This window comes from candidate division Zixibacteria bacterium HGW-Zixibacteria-1, assembly GCA_002838945.1.
Lineage (GTDB): Bacteria > Zixibacteria > MSB-5A5 > GN15 > PGXB01 > PGXB01.
Genome location: PGXB01000040.1, coordinates 12,308 through 33,687, shown reverse-complemented (window position 1 = coordinate 33,687; position 21,380 = coordinate 12,308). Strand labels below are relative to the sequence as shown.

Annotated in this window: 16 protein-coding genes and 1 pseudogene; 7 read left to right on the top strand and 10 right to left on the bottom strand. The window is 49.8% G+C overall.

The genetic code is table 11. From position 1 onward, the window contains the following. Window positions 1–102 precede the first annotated feature (102 nt). Window positions 103–456 (bottom strand): hypothetical protein, encoded by a 354-nt coding sequence (locus tag CVT49_13340; GenBank protein ID PKK82532.1) that lies wholly within the window; start codon window positions 454–456, stop codon window positions 103–105. 432 nt (window positions 457–888) lie between these two features. On the opposite strand from CVT49_13340, the gene CVT49_13335 reads away from it, so the two are divergent. Further along, window positions 889–1,938: a hypothetical protein gene (locus CVT49_13335; protein ID PKK82531.1), complete on the top strand. Its 1,050-nt coding sequence runs from the start codon at window positions 889–891 to the stop codon at window positions 1,936–1,938. Window positions 1,939–2,005: 67 nt separating this feature from the next. Here CVT49_13335 and CVT49_13330 read toward each other — a convergent pair whose 3' ends face one another. The 3 genes from CVT49_13330 to CVT49_13320 all read right to left on the bottom strand — a co-directional run bounded on the left by CVT49_13330 (window position 2,006) and on the right by CVT49_13320 (window position 6,607). Continuing rightward, window positions 2,006–2,524, bottom strand: a complete 519-nt coding sequence (locus CVT49_13330; protein PKK82530.1) for a hypothetical protein — start codon at window positions 2,522–2,524, stop codon at window positions 2,006–2,008. A gap of 12 nt (window positions 2,525–2,536) precedes the next feature. Continuing rightward, window positions 2,537–3,094, bottom strand: a complete 558-nt coding sequence (locus CVT49_13325) for a hypothetical protein (GenBank protein PKK82529.1) — start codon at window positions 3,092–3,094, stop codon at window positions 2,537–2,539. 75 nt (window positions 3,095–3,169) lie between these two features. Beyond that, entirely contained in the window at window positions 3,170–6,607 is a 3,438-nt protein-coding gene (locus CVT49_13320; protein PKK82528.1) for a DNA polymerase III subunit alpha, read from the bottom strand. On the opposite strand from CVT49_13320, the gene CVT49_13315 reads away from it, so the two are divergent. Beyond that, window positions 6,594–6,794, top strand: coding sequence for a hypothetical protein (locus CVT49_13315; GenBank protein ID PKK82527.1), 201 nt, complete (start codon window positions 6,594–6,596; stop codon window positions 6,792–6,794). The genes CVT49_13320 and CVT49_13315 overlap by 14 nt on opposite strands. Here CVT49_13315 and CVT49_13310 read toward each other — a convergent pair. The 4 genes from CVT49_13310 to CVT49_13295 all read right to left on the bottom strand — a co-directional run bounded on the left by CVT49_13310 (window position 6,767) and on the right by CVT49_13295 (window position 11,371). Continuing rightward, entirely contained in the window at window positions 6,767–7,405 is a 639-nt protein-coding gene (locus tag CVT49_13310; GenBank protein PKK82526.1) for a lysine transporter LysE, read from the bottom strand. The genes CVT49_13315 and CVT49_13310 overlap by 28 nt on opposite strands. A gap of 15 nt (window positions 7,406–7,420) precedes the next feature. Then, complete coding sequence (locus tag CVT49_13305) at window positions 7,421–9,634, bottom strand: hypothetical protein (protein PKK82525.1); 2,214 nt, start codon at window positions 9,632–9,634, stop codon at window positions 7,421–7,423. 76 nt (window positions 9,635–9,710) lie between these two features. Continuing rightward, window positions 9,711–10,490 (bottom strand): crotonase, encoded by a 780-nt coding sequence (locus CVT49_13300; GenBank protein PKK82524.1) that lies wholly within the window; start codon window positions 10,488–10,490, stop codon window positions 9,711–9,713. 17 nt (window positions 10,491–10,507) lie between these two features. Next, a complete protein-coding gene (locus CVT49_13295; protein PKK82523.1) occupies window positions 10,508–11,371 on the bottom strand; it encodes a 3-hydroxybutyryl-CoA dehydrogenase in 864 nt (287 codons plus the stop codon). A gap of 391 nt (window positions 11,372–11,762) precedes the next feature. On the opposite strand from CVT49_13295, the gene CVT49_13290 reads away from it, so the two are divergent. Both CVT49_13290 and CVT49_13285 read left to right on the top strand, forming a co-directional pair. After that, window positions 11,763–15,053 carry a hypothetical protein gene (locus tag CVT49_13290; GenBank protein PKK82522.1) on the top strand — a complete coding sequence of 1,097 codons (3,291 nt, stop codon included), beginning with the start codon at window positions 11,763–11,765 and terminating at the stop codon, window positions 15,051–15,053. Window positions 15,054–15,249: 196 nt separating this feature from the next. After that, a pseudogene (locus CVT49_13285) lies at window positions 15,250–15,333 on the top strand (50S ribosomal protein L21). A 158-nt stretch (window positions 15,334–15,491) separates the two neighbouring features. Here CVT49_13285 and CVT49_13280 read toward each other — a convergent pair. Next, on the bottom strand, window positions 15,492–16,877 hold the full coding sequence (locus CVT49_13280) for a sodium:alanine symporter family protein (protein PKK82521.1): 1,386 nt from the start codon (window positions 16,875–16,877) through the stop codon (window positions 15,492–15,494). An 85-nt stretch (window positions 16,878–16,962) separates the two neighbouring features. Here CVT49_13280 and CVT49_13275 point away from each other — a divergent pair, with 85 nt between their 5' ends. The 3 genes from CVT49_13275 to fba all read left to right on the top strand — a co-directional run bounded on the left by CVT49_13275 (window position 16,963) and on the right by fba (window position 19,073). After that, window positions 16,963–17,217: a hypothetical protein gene (locus CVT49_13275; protein PKK82520.1), complete on the top strand. Its 255-nt coding sequence runs from the start codon at window positions 16,963–16,965 to the stop codon at window positions 17,215–17,217. Between the two features lie 87 nt (window positions 17,218–17,304). Beyond that, window positions 17,305–17,991: a protein-L-isoaspartate O-methyltransferase gene (locus CVT49_13270; protein ID PKK82533.1), complete on the top strand. Its 687-nt coding sequence runs from the start codon at window positions 17,305–17,307 to the stop codon at window positions 17,989–17,991. A 158-nt stretch (window positions 17,992–18,149) separates the two neighbouring features. Beyond that, window positions 18,150–19,073: a fructose-1,6-bisphosphate aldolase, class II gene (fba, locus tag CVT49_13265; protein ID PKK82519.1), complete on the top strand. Its 924-nt coding sequence runs from the start codon at window positions 18,150–18,152 to the stop codon at window positions 19,071–19,073. A gap of 69 nt (window positions 19,074–19,142) precedes the next feature. Here the strand turns inward: fba and CVT49_13260 are convergent, their stop codons facing one another. After that, the gene (locus CVT49_13260) at window positions 19,143–21,329 is read right to left on the bottom strand and encodes a hypothetical protein (protein ID PKK82518.1); all 2,187 of its coding nucleotides are present in this window, start codon (window positions 21,327–21,329) and stop codon (window positions 19,143–19,145) included. Window positions 21,330–21,380 lie beyond the last annotated feature (51 nt).

The following is a 21,380-nucleotide window of genomic DNA, read 5'->3' as shown; positions in this document are numbered from 1 at the left end:
TTCGTCGTCATTCTACGCTGAATTATCTCAGCCCGGTTGACTTCGAACGGTTAAACCAACAACCTTATTTAATTGTCCAATAAAACAGGGCAAGATCAGTTTCTACCTACCCAGAATGCGCATGCTGTCAATCGGTAACGAGATGTCTATATTTTCCCACCAAAACCTTGCCAGAACACTATCTTTCTTTTCAAAATAACAACTGGGCATTTCTGAAAATAAGGATGGTACATCATAATACCAAATATCATATTCCGAGCCACTTGTATCAGCATAAGCCGGTTCACCAATAATTGCCACAATTTCCTTTTTCGACATTCCAGGCGTAATTCTTGAAAATAGATCCTCATAATAGTATGCTCTCTTGCGGTGTATTACTATACCAATAATAACAAACACCATAATAGATATTACTAAAACCAGAACAATTTTAGTTAATTTCTTGTGTTTCATCATCCTATTTTGTGCGCGGCAGACCCTTTATGGCACATGAAACCTGTCCACATCCGCCCGTCCCTCTTTTCCCTTCGATTTTTTGCCGGGCCGCCATTCAAAGATGGGGTAATCCACTTAAGGAAGATATGAAATTTTGAGGAAATAGCAAGGGGAAAATTGGGGCTGTCAGGTCACATTCCCCGCCGAAAGCGGGAAACAGGACCTGACAAGACATCAAATAGCAGGCTGTGGGGCACCCGGCAACATGGCTTCTTAAATGGCCGGGCCATAAGCGCACTCACATTTTTTGTTGAATTGCACAATGTCGTTTTTTATTTTATTTATGGAAATGTGGCCGGCACTTGCTGAATAATGCGGGAGGATCGTTTATGGCCGGCCCGGCTCTTTTGAAAAGATATCTAATAATCTAACTTTTATAATCGGGAGGTTTTTATGAAAAACCACGTTCTCAGAACCGCCGTCATTCTGGCCGTTATCATATTGCTGACGGGCGGTCTGGCGGTTAATGCCCAGAAACGCGGCTCGACGACTTCGGATATCAAGCCGTTTGTCTGGCTGCAGACCGGTCTATTGACCGAGGATGACAATGATACCAGTCCCTCATTTATTTTCAGGAGCGCCCGCTTTGGATTTTTCGGTGAGGCAACTACCGACATCGAATATCATTTGATGATCGAAGCATTGCAGGGCTCCACTTTCGACCCCAAACTGTATCAGGCCTGGATCGGATATAAGATCGGCAAAGAATTCGGGATCCGGGTCGGCCAGTTCAAGTACCCCTTCGGTATCGAGGCATACCCGGGGATCGTGTACTGGAAATTTATCAACCCCAGTTATGTAACCGAGGCCATTGTCAAAGAGATGGGGCGCAAGGGTGTCGATGAAGAAAGCGGCGTTTATCGGGATATCGGTATCGAGGCGGCCGGCCGGCATGAGTTCGACCGTGATTACTCGGCGAATTATAATTTCATGCTGATGAACGGTAACGGAATCAACACCACCGATGACAACGATCATAAGGATGTCGTCGTGCACGGCAACCTCAACACCCCGTCGGGGCTGAAACTGGGGGTATCATATTTTCAGGGTAAATCGGTCAGTGCGACCGACGACCGGGGGCTCTCGGAAAGCGCTTTCGGATTCGATTTCGTCTGGGTCAACAAGATCAACGACAGGGATTTCAGGCTTCAGGGCGAGCTGATCACGGCTATCTATGAAGCGCCGGGCCGCGACCCCGAGCCGTGGGGATATTACCTTTACGGCTCCTATTTCTTCACCAGAGAAATCGAGCTCGGGCTGCGCTATGATTTTTATAATCCCGATGCGCTGGCGCCGGAAGTCGATAATTGGAAAAGAGCGACGCTTATGTTTGGCTACAGTTTCGCCAGGGACCAGATGATCCGGATCAATTATGAAATAATCGACGATGAAAACGACGACATGGATTATATCTTTCAGGTTCTCTGCCAGATAGCATTGTAATCTTTGGGACACAAGGTATAAAAAAAGCGGCGTCAGATGACGCCGCTTATATTTTATATATCGATTATCATATAATCTGTTCGACCATCCGCTTGAAATCATTATAGTTGCGCATACCGGTAAAGGTTTCGCTGAGGACGTTCCCCTTGCGATCAATAAAGACAGTATAGGGAACTCCGGAACCCAGTTTGAGCACTTTGCTGTTATTGGCATCGGCCATCATCATCACCCAGTCATAGCCGTACTGCGCGGAAAAATCCTTAACCTGTTGCGGGGTGCTTCTGACGACCAGACCGATAATTTCGAGTCCCTGGCCCTTATATTCATCGTATATTTTTTTCAAATCGGGCATTTCACGTTTGCAGGGCGGGCACCAGGTGCCCCAGAAATTGATAATTAAAGCTTTTTTGCCGACAAATTCGCCAAACGAGCGGGCATTGCCGTCGATATCATAGGCGGTCAGATTGGCCAGTTCGGATTTTACGGCAGAATTGGCGCCGCTTCCTTTATCCGATGAAGATGAACATGAAATCATGAACAATACCAGTAATGCAAAACTAAAAATTGCAATAATATCTTTTTTCATCAATCCTCCTGTTTACTTTTTGGCAAAAGCCTTTCGGCCGCCGTTCTTAATATAATCTTCGAAGCTCATCTTATCATAGAGAGCCTCTTTCATAAAATAGAGGACATCCATAAAAGTGCCGGCCTCCTGATAACCGGGCAGAACCCCCAGGCGTTCGCCATTGGGTTTCAAAAACCAGTAAGCGGGGTATCCCTGAACCCGGTACTCGGCGCGGCTCAGGTCGCGTTCGGTGATTTTATATCCATCGATATCCAGTTCCTGTTTGGAATCGCCATCCACTTTAATCGCGACAAAGTTGTCGGTCAGCATATCGATAATATCCGGCTCCTTGAAAGTTGTCGCATTCATTTTTTTGCAGTAACCGCACCAGGCTGTGGTAAAATTAACCAGGACATGTTTGCCCGCCGCTTTGGCGGTTTTCAAACCTTCATCATAACGGACCCAGTTAATCTCTTTGGCCTTTTCGGGCGCCTTCTGGTTATTATCGGATTCCTTTTTGTCGTTTTCTCCCGCCGCCGTAACCGCAAAAACCAACGCGAATACCAACAACAGGCCAAGAAGTCTTTTCATATCGACCACCTTATTTTGAACAATTTCTATCCAATTTTACAATATAAAACAAAATTCGATTTATAAAAGTTCTTTTTATTTGTTCGGCGGCTGTAAATAAACGGAAGAATCGCCGAGAATCTCTTTAAGCTTAAGCAGTAATTTTTGATTGGGTGCGACCAAAAAACGTTTTGATCGAATAAAATATTCATCGCCGTTTCGGCGGGCGGCAAAAATGACCGGCGTCTTTCCCTCATTTTTACTCAGAGCCGTTTCGACGGCAGTCAGCTTTCGCTCGGGCGTGTCCTCATCCAGTTTGATGACCAACTGACAGTCGAATCGTTCAGAAAGTGAATCCAGCGGATACAAATCATTGACGATCACTTTGGGAGCTTCGCCTTCCCTGGTGGAGACACGTCCCTGCATCATGACAATATTGTCTTCGAAAATATGCTCTTTTCCCTTATCGTAACAATCCGAGAAAATAATCATCTCGGTGGTTCCCTTGAAATCTTCAAGCGTAACGAAGGCCATCCGATTGCCGCGTTTATCATTCATCAGCTTGATGGTTGAAATGATGCCGCCCAGGCGGACCTCACGTCCGTCTTTGACCGCCTGCATTCGTTCGGTATCGGCGGTTCCGAAAGCAATCAGTTCGGAGCGGAAACGATCGAGCGGATGTCCCGACACATAGAATCCCAGCATCTCTTTTTCGGAGGCCAGTTTTTTCGAGATGGACCAGTCCGGATCAGGGGGTAATTCCGGTTCTTTGCGAACGACCGCTTCACCCACGCCGGCAAACAGGTCGGCGGTGTTGGATCGGGTCTGGACCTTCTGGCCGAATTCCAGCATAGCCTCGACTGCGGTCGTTTTCTGGGCCCGGTTACCCGGAATAGTGTCCATGGCACCGGCGGCGATCAATGATTCCACGGTTCGGCGGTTAAGACTTTTGAGACTGACGCGGCTGACAAAATCGGCGAAGCTGACGAACGGGCCGCCTTCGGCACGGGCCTCGACAATGGCCTCGACCGCCGCCTCGCCAACATTCTTGACCGCCCACAGGCCGAATCTGATTTTCTTGTCGCTGACACTGAAACCCTTTTCGGATTCATTCACGTCGGGCGGCAGGACGACAATATTCATCTTCCGACATTCTTCCATCAGAACATAAATTCTGTCGGAAGAATCCATTTCGGAGGTCATATTGGCGGCCATGAATTCGAGCGGGTAATGCGCTTTCAGGTAGGCGCATTGATAAGCTACATAAGCATATCCGGTCGCGTGGGCCTTATTAAAGCCGTAGCGGGCGAAGGTCTCGATCTGATCGAATACCGCCGAAGCTATTTTAGGGTCGATTTTTTGCTTGTCGCAGCCATCCAGGAATTCTTTTTTCTGCACCGCCATCAATTCGGCCACTTTTTTGCCCATGGCCTTGCGAAGGAAATCGGCCTTGCCCATCGAGTAGCCGGCCAGCGAATTGGCGATTTGAAGCACCTGTTCCTGGAAGACGATGACGCCATAGGTGTCCTTCAGAATTTTTTCCAGTTTGGGATGCAGGAACTCAACCTTCTGACGACCATGCTTGCGATCGATATAAACATCGATCATACCGGAATCGAGCGGACCCGGACGATAGAGAGCATTCATGACGGTGAGGTCGGTCAGATTCTCCGGTTTCAGTTTCCGAAGATAGTCACGCATGCCGGGGGATTCGAACTGGAAAATGCCGACGGTATCGCCGCGGGTGAACAGCTTGTAAACCTTTTTATCGCCCAGATCAATGGCATCGATGTCGATTTCCTTGTCATCGTTCTCACTGATCATTTTCAGGCAATCCTGTATAACGGTCAGGGTTCGGAGGCCGAGAAAATCCATCTTCAGAAGGCCGATTTCTTCGGTCATCTTCATATCGAACTGAGTCGTTATTTCGCCCTTGGATCCTTTGAAAAGCGGTATAAAGTCGGTCAGGTTTGACGGTGCGATAACTACACCGGCGGCATGGGTCGAGGCATGACGCGCCAGTCCCTCAAGCGTCTTCGACAGGTCAATCAGCTTTTTGACACGGACATCCTTTTCATAAAGATCCTTGAGATCAGGATTATCGACCAGGGCCTGCTCCAGGGTCATTTTGACCGCGAACGGCACCATCTTGGCAATCTTGTCCACATCCGAATACGGAACCCCCAGAACGCGTCCGACATCACGAATGACCCCGCGCGCCGCCATCGTGCCGAAGGTGATGATCTGGCAGACATTTTCTTCCTTGTACTTTTTGACGACGTACTCGATAATTTTGTCCCGGCCGCGGTCGGCGAAATCAATATCGATATCCGGCATGGAAATTCGTTCGGGATTGAGAAAGCGTTCAAAGAGCAGCGAATATTTAATGGGGTCGATATTGGTAATACCGAGGCAGTAGGAAACCAGCGATCCGGCGGCGGAACCTCTTCCCGGTCCGACCGGCACATTGACGGTCCGGGCATAGTCGATAAAGTCTTTGACAATCAGGAAATACCCGGCAAAACCCATCTGGTTGATAATTCCCAATTCATAATCGAGCCGTTTTTTTAATTCGTCGGTTGTTTTTTTATAACGCTCAGTGAGTCCCTGCTCGGCCAGGTAGCGGACATACTCATCGGCATCCTTATGAGGTTCCGGAATCGGGAAATGCGGCAGATGTAAATGGCCCATTTCCATCTCGAGGTTACAGGCTTCGGCGATTTTGATCGTATTTTCGAGCGCCTCGGGGAATTCGGTAAACAATTCCGTCATTTCCTCGGCCGATTTGAAATAAATCTGGTCGGTGTTATAGCGCATTCGTTCGCGGTCGGAGACAAGCTTACCGGTCTGAATACAGAGGAGGGCGTCATGTGCCTCCCAATCCTCGCGATTCAGGTAATGGCAGTCGTTGGTGGCCACCAGCGGAATCCCGGTCTGGCGGTGGATAGTATTAATCATGGGAATCAGCATCTCTTCCTTTTCCAGGCCATGATTCTGCATTTCGAGGAAAAAATTACCTTCGCCGAAGATATCCCGGAGTTCCAGCGCCGCCTGCACGGCGGCATCGACATTGCTATGAAGCAGGTTCCAGTTGACTTCGCCCTTCAGGCAGGCGGTGAGGGCGAAGAGCCCTTCGGAATGTTCGCGCAGAAGCTCTTTATCAATGCGGGGCCGATGATAGAAGCCTTCGAGAAAACCGGCCGATGACAGCTTGATTAAGTTCTTGTAACCGGTTCGGTTTTTGGCCAGCAGAACCAGATGAAAGCCGCCATCGGGATATTTGCCGGAGGGTTTTTTGTCGAAGCGTGACCCGGCGGCGACATAAGCTTCGGTGCCGATAATCGGTTTGATCCCGGCCCGGGTGGCCTTTTTGTAGAATTCGGCGGCGCCGAAGAGGTTGCCGTGGTCGGTGATAGCCAGCGCCGGCATGCGGTGTTTTTTGGCCAGTTCTATCAACGGGTCAATTTTGCAGGCCCCGTCCAGAAGCGAGTATTGGCTGTGCGTATGCAGGTGGACAAAATTGGAAAATTTCATTTTATATCATCAGCAGTTAAATTTTCAGTCGTACAAGTTGCCTGTTCATTTTAACAAATTTTCGGCCGGTATAAAACTCAAAAAACGGGCATCACCAATGTTTTTTTCAGCCCCCCGGATTCATGTTGTTTCACTTACAGTTACAAGTCGCCGGCAGATTCAGATGGAACCGGTAATTCCGGAATAAATGAACATTCCGCCAAGATAAAGAAGAAAAAGGGCACAGACCGCGATAAGAATTTTGTATCCGGTTCCGACAATCATTTTTCGCCCTTTCCAGATAAGAATACTGACCAGGCTGTACCAGACCAGGTCGGAGAGAATATGCCCGATATAAAAAACCGGCGGACCGACAATGCCATGCCGTAATGACTGCACCAGAAAAGCGGACCCGGTCGTGGCCCACCAGACAAACCAGAAGGGATTCGATAGCGAGGTTATGATTCCATCAAGAACCAGTCGTCCGGTCTTTTTGGCATCACCGGATTCGATGGCTGTTTCAATTCCGGCTTTTTTAAGCTGGCGAAACATGCCGATGGCCATCAGGATCAACATGGCCCCGCCGACAATGCCGATCACATTACTAACGACTTGATCCTTGGCCAGGGCGGCCAGGCCCACCGACAGCAAGATCACCACGGCCAGTTCGGCGATGGCATGGCCGAGCACAATTATCGGCCCGGTTATCATGCCCCTGCGCGGTGTTTCGGCAATATCGACCGCCAGCAGCGGCCCCGGCATCAAGGCGCCCGAAAATCCGACGATAAAGGCCGAAAGAAACAGCGACCATAATTCCATGTCTGATTAAACCCTTTATCTTTCCAGAATGTCGTGGTCCTGATTAAAATTAACCGCCTTGACTTTTAATCCGTTCCCCGCCTCGTAGATAAAATGATTTTCCCCTTTTTGAATATTATATACGACCGTATTTTTCGATCCATCGCTTAAAATAAACCGGACCGGATATGGCGTGGCGAAATTATCGCCCACCTCATGAACATCGATATCGATTTCCGAAGAACCTTCACTATTGATTTTCGACTGGCTCTTTATTTTGGGAAGGCGCCAGTCATACAGCCATTGGGCAAAAAATTGCCCGGTTCGATCTCCGAGATATGGTGATACGACACTGATAAAATCCTCGGTCGATGCTTTTCCGCCGGCATATCGGGCGGCATAATCGGCCAGCATTTTAATAAACCTGCCATGACTCGATTCTTCCAGTTCCAATTCGAAGCGCAGCATGTGCAGCACATAGGCCGCTTTATCATAGATAATGGCCTCGAAGTCGCCCGGCGACAGTTCGGAACCCAGTCGCGACCCAAGGCTGATCGGGCCGGCCTTGTAACCGACCGATTTTTTGTCGTTTATCATACCGCTCTGGATGACTTTATTCTTCCAGTCCTTCAAAATCTCCCGAAATGTTTTTTCATCATGGCGCCCAAGAAGAACATACAGGGCCGCCGAATATTCCGACAGCCCTTCGGACAGCCAGATATCCCGATAGCTGTCGGGGTTGACCAGATGCCCCCACCACTGATGAGCGATTTCATGGGCGCGGAATTTATCATCAAAGCCCTTCAGCGAACGCTGGAAAGTTATCTCGGATAGATGCACCAATCCGGGCGAGCCCTGCCCGAAACCGACCGCCATGGCCGCCACGTCGAGGTCATCGTACGGATAGGGGCCGAAATTGTCATAGAAAAAGGTAAACGCCCTCGAAACATCTTCGGTCACCTTATCCAGCGCCGGGCTGCCAAAAACCGGCGATTTCTTTATTCCGTCATAATACTCGATGGTAATCGGTACCGGAGCGTTGTCAATCGCGACCGAATCGAACTTTCCATAATTAAAACTGACATATGCTACCGGGCCGGGTGTCTTATATTCCAGAATCTGCCGTCCGCCGACAATTGTATCTTTGACTTTCTCCCCGACGCATATAAAATGGAAACCCCGATCAATCGTAAACCGGAGATTATAATCAGAGAGTTTGCGATAACCCACGGAAGGATACCAGTGGGTGAGGTCGGATTGAACGATACCATGCTGCATATAATGTCGAAACAGATTGGAACGGTATTTCATGGAAACTTCTACCGTATCGCCCCGGTAATAGAATCGCGACAGGTCAAACAGCAGTTCGGGCCGGTCTTTATCCTTGATGAAATCGATCACATCGCCATAAACCGTATCGATTTTATAATCCGGCGGGATAATATAGGAAAGCTGCTTGAGGCTGTCGGTTTCGATTCGGCAGTAAATATCACAGGATATCTCGGATTTCGCATAAGTCGAAATATCGACATTGATGTAATAACGGAAATTGTCATACCCGATCGGATAGTCATTAGATCCGTCCGCCAGGCTGTCCATGGTTGAAGATACAATCTGCGGTTCTTTGAAGTTCGACGTGTATTTATACAGCGTTATTTGTTCACGGGCGTATGGGTCATAGAAATATATGGTGTGCTGGTAAGCATCCTTCAGCACATCAACCCACAGAAAATCCGGCCGGTTTTCGAGAATGGCCCGGTTAAGATGGAACCCGAGATTGTATTTAAATTTACTGTCGGGAATCGAGCGTATCTTTTTCAGCAGGGTCTTGACGCGATATGAGGGATCGACTCTTTCGGCTCCCTCCGGAAATAGATTCGACACCTTGGAATTGGCCGGGAAGACCATGTATAGTTGATCAAACTCGACATCGGCTGAATCGCTTCGATAAAACCTTTCTATTTGCTGCTTTTCGGCCGGGTCATTGCTCTTGAAGATAAAGCGCCCCTCACCCAGAAAAAACGCGGCAGTCGGATGTTCATTTATATGTCCGCCAAGATACAATTTCCCCTGATATAGATTAACAGTGACGTTCCTGAATTCCAGTTCGAGATTATTCACTTCGATTTCGCCCAGACTGTCAAGTGAATAATTATTCAGGGAATCAATAGCGGTCTTGAAATCCGTGCCGAATAATGATGACACTGACAGCAGAAAAACGATGGCTATCACTGAGACAATCTGAGACATATACCCCTTCGGCAAAATTGCAGGTGGAATGACCAAGCGACAGGGCAGGCCGAATCGGCCTGCCCTTTAGATTATATTATTCTCCCTTGAATTCGGCTTTGCGTTTTTCCAGAAAAGCGGTCATGCCTTCTTTGGCATCAGTGGTCCCGTAGATAGTGCCGAAACAGTTCTTTTCATAGTCACATCCGGCCGACAGGTTCACATCGAGCCCGCGGTTGATGCACTCTTTGGCGATGGCGACGGCGATGGGCGCCTTCGAGGCAATAAGTTTCGCCATCGTCTTAGCCTTGTCCATTAATTCTTCCGGCGGATAGACTTCATCGGCCAGGCCGATGCGGCGGGCCTCGGCGGCGTCGATCATCTCACCCGAGAAAATCAACTGCTTGGCTTTGCCGCGCCCGACCAGTCGGGCCAGACGCTGCGTTCCGCCATAACCGGGAATCAGGCCAAGGTTGACTTCGGGCTGTCCGAATTTGGCCTTCTCGGACACCAGTCTTATATCACAGGCCATGGCCAGTTCACAACCGCCGCCCAAGGCAAAACCGTTAATTGCGGCAATTACCGGGCGGGGGAAATTTTCGATGGTCTTCATCAGGTAAAGGCCCAGCATCGATTTTTTAATGCCCGATTTGACATCACATTGGACCAGTTCGCTGATATCGGCCCCGGCCACGAAGGCTTTGCCGGCCCCGGTAATAACGATGCACCCGATACCCTTTTCATTCCAGGCATGACCGAAGAAGTGCTGCAATTCGCCGATGGTTTCATCATTCAGCGCATTCAGCGCTTTTTCGCGATTGATGGTGACAATAACGATATTGTCTTCCCTGGCGACGATAATATTTTTATACTCCATTCCATTCACTCCACATTTTATTGATTGTAATCATAGAAGCCGCGCCCGGATTTTTTGCCCAGATAGCCGGCATTGACCATGCGGCGCAAAAGCGGCGGAGCGGCATAGTGGCCGTTTTTGAATTCGTCGAACATGATATCGGCGATATAAAGAATCGTATCGAGGCCGATGAAGTCGGTCAGGGTCAGGGGTCCCATGGGATGCCCGCAGCCGAATTTCATGCCATTATCGATATCATCACGGGTGGCCAGCCCGTTTTCCAACTGCCGGATGGCATCGAGCAGATAAGGAACCAGCAGGACATTGACGATAAAGCCGGGCGTGTCTTTGGCCATCACCACCGTCTTGCCGACCGATTCGGCGAACTCTTTGGCGGCACTGAGTGATGAGTCCGAAGAGTCGATGGTCCGGACCAGTTCGACCAGTTTCATAATCGGGACCGGGTTGAAGAAATGCAGACCGATAAATTTGTCGCGCCGCTTGGTCACCGCCGCCAGATCACCGATCGGCAGCGATGAAGTATTGCTGGCGAATATTGTCTCCGGTTTGCAGGCCGCATCCAGTTCCCTGAATATTTCCTGCTTGGTGGTCATATCTTCGGTGACCGCTTCGATGATAATGTCGCAGTCGGCCATATCCGAGAGCTCGGTGGTGCCGGAAATATTGCCGAGAATCTTATCCCTGGTGGGACTGTCGAGTTTGCCTTTTTCGATGGCCCGATCGAGCAGCTTGGTGATATTGCGGAGGCCCTTTTCAAAAAGTTCCTCACTCATCTCATGGCTGAGAACCGGATATCCGGCCTGGGCCGCTACTTGCGCGATACCGGAACCCATCTGGCCGCATCCGATGATGCCGATTTTCTTAAACATGGGATTCTCCATTTTTATAGTTCAAGATTAATTTACTAATTCAAAATGAATTTACAATATAAGCAATCGGCCCGAATTCGGCAACCGGTTGAATAGATATGGGGCAATTATCTTACCTGATGATGGTTTGCCTGAACGGATATCAGGCGGTCCGGACAAACTTTGTAATACATTGCCGAAATTGGAGTTAATGTCAAAAAGTGGTTGTATAAAAACCCGTTTTTATTATATTAACATTGTAACTTACAGCAGATTAATGCCGTTTTGTTTCATTAGATTACAGACAGAATAATTTTTGATTTCCTGCCGAAGGATAAAATGAGTATTTGCAGTAAACAAGCAGACATCTATAAAACGTCTCAATAAAAAGGCAACATCGAATACAAAAGTGGGAGGAAATTCAATGTTCAGCGTTCGAAACATCTCAAGAACATTAAAAAGATACGGATTCTTAATATCATTGTCATTGGTAATACTCGTGGCAATGACCCAATCATCAACAGGCACCGAAGCAACATTTATCAAGCCGTTCGAAATACAAAACCGAGCTATGCCCGAAGGAGCGCTGAGTGTAAGACTTGATCCGCTGGCATTTTCGTCACTTCAGACCGGCCCGGATTCCCGGCTGCTCGAATTTCCCGTTTCGCCCCGGGAACAACTGACTCTTGAACTGGAGAAAATGAATATTGTCGGACCTAATGCCAAGTTTCTTTCCGGCAACGGTCAGCCGATGGCCAAACCGGAGGTGGTCATGTTTCGCGGCAAAATTTCCGGCCAGCCTCATTCCAGCGTTTACCTGGCCTTCACCGTCCAGAATTCCGGCAACGGATATATACAAACCGAATCGGGGGAATGTTACTATATGTCGCAGGCTCCCGGCGAGATCGGCAAAATAGACGGCACCGGGATCGTCATTCACAAGGCGGAATCATTCGGCTATCCGGATGAGATTGAAGAATTCTGTCGCGAATTGATTCCCGAGGGAATCGAGGTTCCATCGCTCAAGGATGTGAAGTTTTTCACCGATACGATTGCCGGGCCTTATGTCTGCGATGTGGCTTTCGACTGCGATGAGGCGTTTGTTAATCTTTTTTCGGACGTCACGGCGGCGCAGAACTATGCGGTACAATTATTGGGCGCCATCAGTAATATCTATCTGCGTGATTGTCATATCAAGCTGATGCTGTCATTTTTACGGCTGTGGCCGGCCGGCGGAGAGCCCTTCGATCCCAACGATCTGGCCGGTTTCAGGGATTACTGGATGACTCATGAAGATCCGGGCCCATATCACATAATTCACATGCTCAGCGGGCAGAGGAACATGGATTACGGTGGAGTCGGGTATCGGTCGGGAACCTGCTGGGGCTGGGCCTATTCGATCGGCGGTTATATCAACGGCTCCTTTCCCCTGCCGGTGGAAATGTCAAGCGCCTACAACTGGGATGTCAACGTGGTGGCGCATGAAATGGGGCACAATTTCGGCTCGCCGCACACTCACGACCGCGAATGGTTCTATATTCCGATTGACAGTTGTGCCGAGGGTTATCGTTCCCGCGGGACCATCATGAGTTACTGTCACACGACCCTGGGCGGCCAGAGCAATATCGAACTGCGGTTTCATCGGCAAATCCAATACATTATCGAGGACATGATTAACTGGGGCGGCTGCCACTGGTTCGACTGCAATAATAACGGTTATGATGACGGTTATGATATCGCCGTCGGTGCCAGTCTCGATATCAACGGCGACGGCATCCCCGATGAATGCGAGGATTGCAATAATAACGGAATTCTCGATAATATCGATATCTCCGGGGGCATGCCGGACCGGGATTACAACGGCATCCCGGACGAGTGCCAGCTCAACTGCGACGGGGATATTTATCCCGATGAATATGAAACATGGATGTATGAATATAATGATGTTAACGGCAACTGCGTCCCGGACAACTGCGATCCCGACTGCGACAATAACAGCATTGCCGATTTTAAGGAGATAAAGAACGGGACCAAAGAGGACTTCGACAACAACAATATTCCTGATATCTGCCAGGATTGTGACGGCAACGGTATCACCGACTGGCTCGATCTGGACCGCGAGTTTAACTATTTCGTGGCCGATGCCGTCGGATATGTCCGTGAATTTCACCAGAAAAGCGGGATGCCGATCCGCAAACTGGGGCAGGGAAACCTGGCTTTCCCGACAGACTGCGTTTTCGGGCCGGACAACCGGTTGTACGCCGCCAGCGGCGCCGACAGCCGTATTGTCCGACTTGATGTCGATTCGGGCGGTGTGAGCACCTTTGTCACGGCGGGAAGCGGCGGTCTGGATCTGCCCATGTCTCTCGTCTTCGGACCGGATAATAATCTATATGTTGGGAGCTGGACCAACGACTGCATTCTTCGGTATGACGGCGGCACCGGGGCGTTTATCGATACGTTCGTGACACCCGGGTCGGGCACATTATTGAAGCCATACGGGTTGGCATTCGGCTCTGACGATAATTTGTATGTCGCCAGCAACAATAACAAGGTGTTGAAATTTTCGGGGACCGATGGATCATATATGAGTGATTTTGTTGGTCAGGGAAGCGGCGGCTTGTCCTCGCCGAAAGACATAATTTTCGCCCCCGACGGTCATTTGCTTGTGGCCAGCTATTCGACCAGCCAGGTATTGAAATATGATGGTACGACCGGGGCGTTTCTGGGTGTCTTCAATGACGAAGACTCGCCGCTCAATGTCTATGGACTGGCTGTTATGGGAAACGGCAATATTGCCGTGATCCAGACCTATGAGTCGGTCGGTATTATGGAATACACCTATCCGGCCGGGGTCAGTGTCCGCAAGATTATCCGGGGTGATGCCGATCTGCCGACACCGACGGGTATTGCGGTCCGTTCCGGTTCGGCCGATGACGTTGACGGAAATTATATCCTCGATATCTGCGATGTTTGTATCGATGGTGACGGCGATGGTTTCGGCGATCCCGAACAGACAACCAACACCTGCCGCCCGGATAATTGTCCCGGTACTTATAATCCTGACCAGGTCGATTCCGATGCCGACGGGCTGGGCGATGCCTGCGACAATTGCCCGAATGACCCTTACAATGACTGGGATAATGACGGAGTCTGCGGCGATATCGACAATTGCCCCGTGGTCGCCAACACGAGCCAGGCCGACGATGACGGTGACGGCATCGGCAACGCCTGTGACAACTGCCCTGCCGTCGGGAATCTACAGCAGTTCGATTCCGATCATGACAATGTGGGCGATATCTGCGATAACTGCCCGGATATGCCGAATCTGTCTCAGGCCAATAACGACAGCGATGAACTGGGCGATGCCTGCGATAACTGTCCCGAGGCGGACAATCAGGATCAGGTGGATGGTGATGCGGATGGCGTCGGTGACGTCTGCGACAATTGCCCCCTGGATTATAATCCGGATCAGGCCGACGCCAATCAAAATAATGTAGGCGATATCTGCGATTTTGTCTGCGGAGATGCCAACGGCGACGGCAATATCAACATCCTGGATGCAACATTTCTGATCGGTTACCTCTATAAAGGAGGGCCGGCTCCTGATCCGACTATAGCTGCCGATGCCAACGGCAGCGGCAGCATTAATATACTCGATGTCACTTATCTTATCAATTATCTCTATAAAGGGGGCGCGGCGCCGATCTGCTGAGATGACGATCATCAAATTAAAAGAGGATGGGTTGCCCCCATCCTCTTCTTTATTTTCAATTTTATTTCATTTTAACATTATTTTTTTATTGACATGTATATAATCGTTTCATACATATATGTTAATGTTACCTAACCCATAACATATCCATGATGCAATACAGCATCATGATCCACTCAATCGGAGGAGGCTGCCAATGGCAACAGCTAAGAAGAAAGCAGTGAAAAAGGTCGCCAAGAAGAAAGTTGCGAAGAAAGCTGCTAAGAAAGTCGTAAAGAAAGTTCGCTGCGCCGGCAAAACCAAGGACGGCAAGGTGTGCAAGCGGATGGTTGCCCCACCGGCGAAGTTCTGTCATCTTCACTCGAAGAAAAAGAAATAAGCCATGAAATAGCGGCGGCCAAGAGGCCGCCGTTTTTTTTTGTACGCTTCCGGAATAAGTTAATCGCGTTGCTTGCCGGCCCGCAGTTCACGGAAATATTTTTTGGTGGCGGCGGCAACAACACCGGAGAGAGCGACCAGAGCGATCAGGTTGGGCAGGGCCATCAGACCGTTGGCAATGTCGGCAAAGGTCCAGACAATTTTCAACTGAAGCGACGCCCCGATCGGGAGAAAAATCAGATAAACCCATTTATACGGAAGGGCCGACTTGCGGCCCAGAATGTATTCGATTCCCTTCTCTCCATAATACGACCAGCTTATAATTGTCGAAAAAGCAAACAGGATCAGCCCCAGTGAGACCATCGATTTTCCCCATGACGGTAGCAGGATCTCGAACGATTCCGCCGTCAGGGGGGTTCCATCAAGGCCGCTCATCCACTGTCCCGAAACGACAATCACCAGGCCGGTCATGGTGCAGATAACGAGCGTATCGATGAACGGCCCAAGCATCGCCACCAGTCCCTCCCTCACCGGTTCATTCACTTTGGCGGCGGCATGAGCCATCGGGGCCGAACCCAGGCCGGATTCGTTGGAGAAGACACCGCGCCGGAATCCCTGCTGCATGGTCAGCCAAACGGTTGATCCGGCGAACCCGCCGATCTCCGAGGTCGGTGTGAAGGCTTCGGTAATGATCAGTTTGAGAGCCGGCAATATCATCTCATATGACATGACCAGAACGATCAGCGCCGACCCGATATAGACAATAACCATAAACGGCACCAGGCGGCTGGCCACTTTGCCGATTCGCTTGATACCGCCGACAATGACCATGCCGACTGCGGCCGCAATGACGACACCGACGCCGAGCCGGAACAACTGCCCGGTCGCGGTGCCTTTGTATCCGATCAGGTTCACGAGTCCGTCGGCCACCGAATTCGCCTGAACCATATTGCCGATACCGAGCGCGGCCACCGCGGTAAAACCGGCAAACATATAGGCCAGAAAGCGCCAGTTCGTCCCCATGCCCAGTTCAATAAAATACATGGGGCCGCCGCGGACATATCCGTCAGGGTCTATCCGGCGATACATGACCGCCAGCGTACATGACGTAAATTTTACGGCCATTCCGAAGGCGGCCGTTACCCACATCCAGAAAAGGGCACCCGGCCCCCCGACCGCGATAGCGGTCGCCACCCCCGCGATATTTCCGGTCCCGATCGTCGCCGAAAGCGCCGCCGAGAGCGCCTGGAAGTGCGAGATCTCTCCCTTATATTCGGGCTTGTCATATTTACCGGAAATCAGCTCGATGCCGTGCTTGAAGCCGCGTATCTGAACCAGATAATTGCGGACGGTCAATAAGACGCCGGTGCCGACCAGAATGAGAATAAGAGGGAGTCCCCAGACGGCGTTGTCGATTTTATCCAGAATATTTAATAATTGATCCATCAAATTTTATTTAATATAATGGTTATAAAGGCGCAACAAAAAAAACCAAATCATGAGTCAGGACGATTTAAGAAGATTTCTGGGGATGATGCTTCAGGAGGCGGGGTATCTCGATTCCGAAGCCTTTGCAACATTCGGTCATCTTATAAGGCTGACCATCGAATACCGGGACAAATGGAAAGCGGAAAAAGATGAAATCCTGACGGTTGATGAGACCAAAAGGGCACTTGAAATATATGAAAGTGTCATGAGAACCAAAGTGATCCCGGACAATCTTGACGCAAAAATAGACGGTTTGGTCAGGCTCTGGCTCAAAAAAATAAATGAAATGCATTTTTAGGCTACTAAATGGTCAACTGGCGCAGTATATTTTGCAGAGATGTTCAAGAATCAAACCATAAGCATAATTCAGATTTATTTGATTACTATGATGATACTATTTTCATGTTCCGGACAGTCTGAATCCGGCGGCAACGAATCGCAATACGCGCGGCTTCGGCAGCAAATGGTGGATCAGCAGATCATTCGCCGCGACATTACCGACAAAGATGTTCTGGAGGCGATGCGAAAGGTCCCCCGGCACCTGTTCGTGCCGGAAGATTATCGCTCCCAGGCGTATCATGACGGGCCGCTGTCGATCGGCCAGGGGCAGACCATCTCCCAGCCGTTTATAGTGGCCATCATGACCGAACTGCTCCGAATCGACTCAACATCGAAGGTCCTGGAAATAGGGACCGGTTCCGGATACCAGGCGGCGGTGCTGGCGGAAATTTCGGATTCGGTTTACAGTATTGAGATCATCTCCAAATTGGCCCGGCACGCCGACTCACTTCTTGATTCACTCGGCTACACTTCGGTCAATATTCGTGCCGGTGACGGCTATCTGGGCTGGCCTGAAGCGGCCCCGTTTGACGGCATTATTGTTACGGCGGCGGCGCCCAAAATTCCTCAGCCGCTAATCGACCAGCTTAAGGTCGGCGGACGGATGGTTATTCCGGTCGGCGACTACAGTCAGGAACTGATGCTGATTACCAAAGATGAAGACAAGATCATTAAGACGAATATCATTCCGGTTCGGTTTGTTCCGATGACGGGCGAAGTCCAGGAAAAATAACGGCCGGTTCAGGTATTACCAATTAGGACAGGTTATAATTCGTTGTGAATCAATGAAAGAGGGGCGGAGGGCGTATATCTTGTTAAAATGGTCTTGATTATTGTGATAAAATGTTTAATTTCCCCGATAAATTATGAAAGCGGAAAGGAGTTTTTAATATGCCGCTGATATCACTAATAGAGATGTATAAGCCTGCCAATAAGCAGAGATATGCCATCGGGCAGTTTAATGTCAATAATATGGAATTTGTCCAGGCGGTTATGGAAGCCGCCCAGGAGTTGAAATCGCCCGCAATTCTGGCCGCATCCACGTCGGCGCTGAAATACGGCGGGTATGATTATCTGATTGACCTTGTAAAAACCGGCGCCAGGCTGGTGTCGGTTCCGATTGCGCTGCACCTTGATCACGGCGAGAATATCGAGGATGCCGAAAAGTGTATCAATGCCGGTTTTACATCCGTAATGATTGACGCTTCACATGAAGATTTCGAAGAGAATATCCGCATCACCAAAGAAGTCGTAAAAATGGCGCATCCCAAAAACATCGCGGTCGAAGCGGAACTGGGACGGCTGGGCGGTATCGAAGACGGCATCAACGTCGATGAACGCGACGCTTTTCTGACCGATCCGAAACAGGCTATGGAGTTTGTCGAGAGAACGATGTGCGATGCTCTGGCGGTGGCGGTCGGGACTAGTCACGGCGCTTATAAGTTCAAAGCCGAAGCCAAACTGGCTTTTGAGCGGATCGAAGAGATCAAGAAGAAAACCGGTATCCCCCTGGTTCTGCACGGCGCTAGCGGTGTCAGCCCGGCCCTGGTCGAAAAGGCTCAGAAATACGGCGCGGAACTGCCCGGCGCCAAAGGTGTTCCCGACGAGGCATACAAGGAAGCGATCAAGCTCGGTATAAACAAGATAAATATCGACACCGATCTTCGCCTCGGCTGGCTGGGAACGGTCAGGGAACTGCTGGCGACCAATAAGAAAAATATCGACCCGAGAAAAGTTCTCGGCCCCGCGCGCGACACTGTTAAGGAAATCATTAAGGAAAAAATGATGCTGTTCGGTTCGGCGGGTAAAGGTTGATTTAACTTTGCAGAAAATAAAACGGGCGGGGAATTAGACACTCCCCGCGCGTTTTTTTATTTGAGAATCTTACAGTCCTTTGAGGGCTTTTTTGGCCTCATTTTCAAGGTCCTTCGGGATTCCGTCTTTGATGGCTTTCTGAAGGTGCAATTTGGCTTCGAATTTCATGGTGTCCATCTTTACCATGTTGAGACCGGCGTAATAATTTATCAGGGGATTCTCGGGGTCGAGTTCCAGCGCCACTTTAAAGCTGTTGAAAGCGAGCTTATATTTATTTTGCGCGAAGTAGGCTCGACCGAGAGTATTGCGGTGCCAGGCGTTGCCGCCGTCATACGAGATAGCTTTCATGGCCCGATTAATCGCAATCAGGGGATTATCTCCGCGAAGAAGCTCCTGCAGGGCCAGTCCGCCGACGGCATCGGAAGCGTACTGATCCATATCGACGACTTTTTGATAAATGGCGATGGCGTTGTCGGTCTCTCCCCGTGCGGCGGCGAGATCGCCTTTCAGAACAAGGGCATCGATCCAGAGGGAATCGAGCGACAGGGCCTTTTCCATATTGGATGATGCTTTATCGAAATCCTTGCGGGAAAGGTAATATTTGCCGACAAAGGTGAAGGCGGCCGGATTATCGGGGCTATTATCGAGGCTCATCTGGTATATTTCTTCCACCTTTTTCCTGTCGCCGAGTTTCAAGGCGAATTCGGCGGCCCGGTAATATCGGTTAAGATCCTTGCGGGCAACCTTGATTAGTTGTTCGGTGTACTGCAATCCGGAATCGTATTCGCCCAGGGAATCATACAGGGCCAATTTTTCTTCGGCGATGCGGGGATCATATGAGGCATATTCATCAAAACTGTTTATAATGGCCACGGCCTCGGGCAGGTTATCCTGTTTTTTGGCTGTTTTGATCAGGGCCAGAATGGCGTTGGTGTTCAACTTATCGGAGCCGACCGCATCCATCAGCAGATTACGCGCGATATTTAGGGAATCAAGGCGGGTATAAATTTCCGCAAGGCGAATCTTGAAAGCCGGATTATTCTTGATGGTCGGCCGGATTACCTGAAGTAAATTGTGCACCCGAGCACGATCATTGGACATCATGGCCAGGAAACAACTATTATATATGGCCCTGAAATCGTTGGGAAGAGAATCGACCAGAGAAGTCACGACCGGGTCGGCATTTCGAAACTGTCCCAGGGCAAAAAGCAAATCAGCGAACTCCATCCGCAGAGCCACATCGGCAATGTTCGCGAGAGTATCGATCTGAGCCAGCGTCACCGCCGTTTCGAAATATCGCTCCGAGGCAAAATCATCACCGATTCTCATTCGTGTCCACGAGAATCTGCTCAAAACGCTTGGGGATTTGGAATGATTGGGAACGATCATTCCATAGCTTTCATCGGACTTGATATATTTCTTCTGCTTTTGATAGTACTTGCTTCTCAGATCCCAGTAAACATTCGAAGCCGGGAAATTTGCCAGATACGGAGCCATCAGCTGGTCGGCGCGATGCAGGTAATTCATATCGATACAGGCCGCGGCGATCCCGGCCTTATAATAATAATCATTGCCGGGCAATTCGATTCCCTTTTCATAATAGACCATGGCCGAATCAAACAACCCCAGTTCCCTGAAAAAATCGCCGGCGGCGCGATAGATCCCCGACGAAAGGTTTCCTGCGTTCAGGGCTTCCCGGCATCTGGTCAGGCCATCATCAATAAGGCCGGAATGAATATCGCAGCGGGCTCTGGCAATAAGCAGCCGGGGATTTCCGGGCAGTTCGGACAAAGCTTCATCCAGTCCCTTCGAAGCTTCATCAATCTTGCCGGCCGCAATCATGGCGTCGGCTTCCATTACAGCGGCGCTGTCGATGTCACCACCGGCGTCACGGTAAAGCGAGGCGAAGAAAAATGTCAATTCGGGACGATCAATTTTCATGCATAGCCGGGCGCTGAGCAGAAGAGCCGGAGCGAATTCGGGGTCCTTTCTGATAATATAACTGCAGGCGTCAAGCGCTTCGTAATGAAATCCTTCCTTTTCAAAATAAACGGCCAGGCCGAGCCGTCCGTACGACGCATCAGGATTGTCGTTCGCCGCTTTCTGAAAAATTTCCAGGGCGCGGGCCGTTTCGCCCGCCTGCAGAGCCTTCAGGCCTTTTTCAAATTGTGATTTTCCAGCCTTGCCGGATTCGGTGCAGGAAATCATCAACAACGCCAGCATTGACATTACAATAATAGCAGCAATCTTCTTCATAACCTCTTCCTCTATTAGTTTCGAAAATTATCGTTTCCCAAAATACAAATT

Bases quoted from the DNA above. Each gene is read 5' to 3' on its own strand.
- CVT49_13335 (PKK82531.1), top strand. From the start codon at position 889: ATGAAAAACCACGTTCTCAGAACCGCCGTCATTCTGGCCGTTATCATA.
- CVT49_13330 (PKK82530.1), bottom strand. From the start codon at position 2,524: ATGAAAAAAGATATTATTGCAATTTTTAGTTTTGCATTACTGGTATTG.
- CVT49_13280 (PKK82521.1), bottom strand. From the start codon at position 16,877: ATGGATCAATTATTAAATATTCTGGATAAAATCGACAACGCCGTCTGG.
- CVT49_13290 (PKK82522.1), top strand. From the start codon at position 11,763: ATGTTCAGCGTTCGAAACATCTCAAGAACATTAAAAAGATACGGATTC.
- CVT49_13310 (PKK82526.1), bottom strand. From the start codon at position 7,405: ATGGAATTATGGTCGCTGTTTCTTTCGGCCTTTATCGTCGGATTTTCG.
- CVT49_13260 (PKK82518.1), bottom strand. From the start codon at position 21,329: ATGAAGAAGATTGCTGCTATTATTGTAATGTCAATGCTGGCGTTGTTG.
- fba (PKK82519.1), top strand. From the start codon at position 18,150: ATGCCGCTGATATCACTAATAGAGATGTATAAGCCTGCCAATAAGCAG.
- CVT49_13270 (PKK82533.1), top strand. From the start codon at position 17,305: ATGATGATACTATTTTCATGTTCCGGACAGTCTGAATCCGGCGGCAAC.
- CVT49_13320 (PKK82528.1), bottom strand. From the start codon at position 6,607: ATGAAATTTTCCAATTTTGTCCACCTGCATACGCACAGCCAATACTCG.
- CVT49_13295 (PKK82523.1), bottom strand. From the start codon at position 11,371: ATGGAGAATCCCATGTTTAAGAAAATCGGCATCATCGGATGCGGCCAG.
- CVT49_13275 (PKK82520.1), top strand. From the start codon at position 16,963: ATGATGCTTCAGGAGGCGGGGTATCTCGATTCCGAAGCCTTTGCAACA.
- CVT49_13305 (PKK82525.1), bottom strand. From the start codon at position 9,634: ATGTCTCAGATTGTCTCAGTGATAGCCATCGTTTTTCTGCTGTCAGTG.
- CVT49_13300 (PKK82524.1), bottom strand. From the start codon at position 10,490: ATGGAGTATAAAAATATTATCGTCGCCAGGGAAGACAATATCGTTATT.
- CVT49_13325 (PKK82529.1), bottom strand. From the start codon at position 3,094: ATGAAAAGACTTCTTGGCCTGTTGTTGGTATTCGCGTTGGTTTTTGCG.
- CVT49_13340 (PKK82532.1), bottom strand. From the start codon at position 456: ATGATGAAACACAAGAAATTAACTAAAATTGTTCTGGTTTTAGTAATA.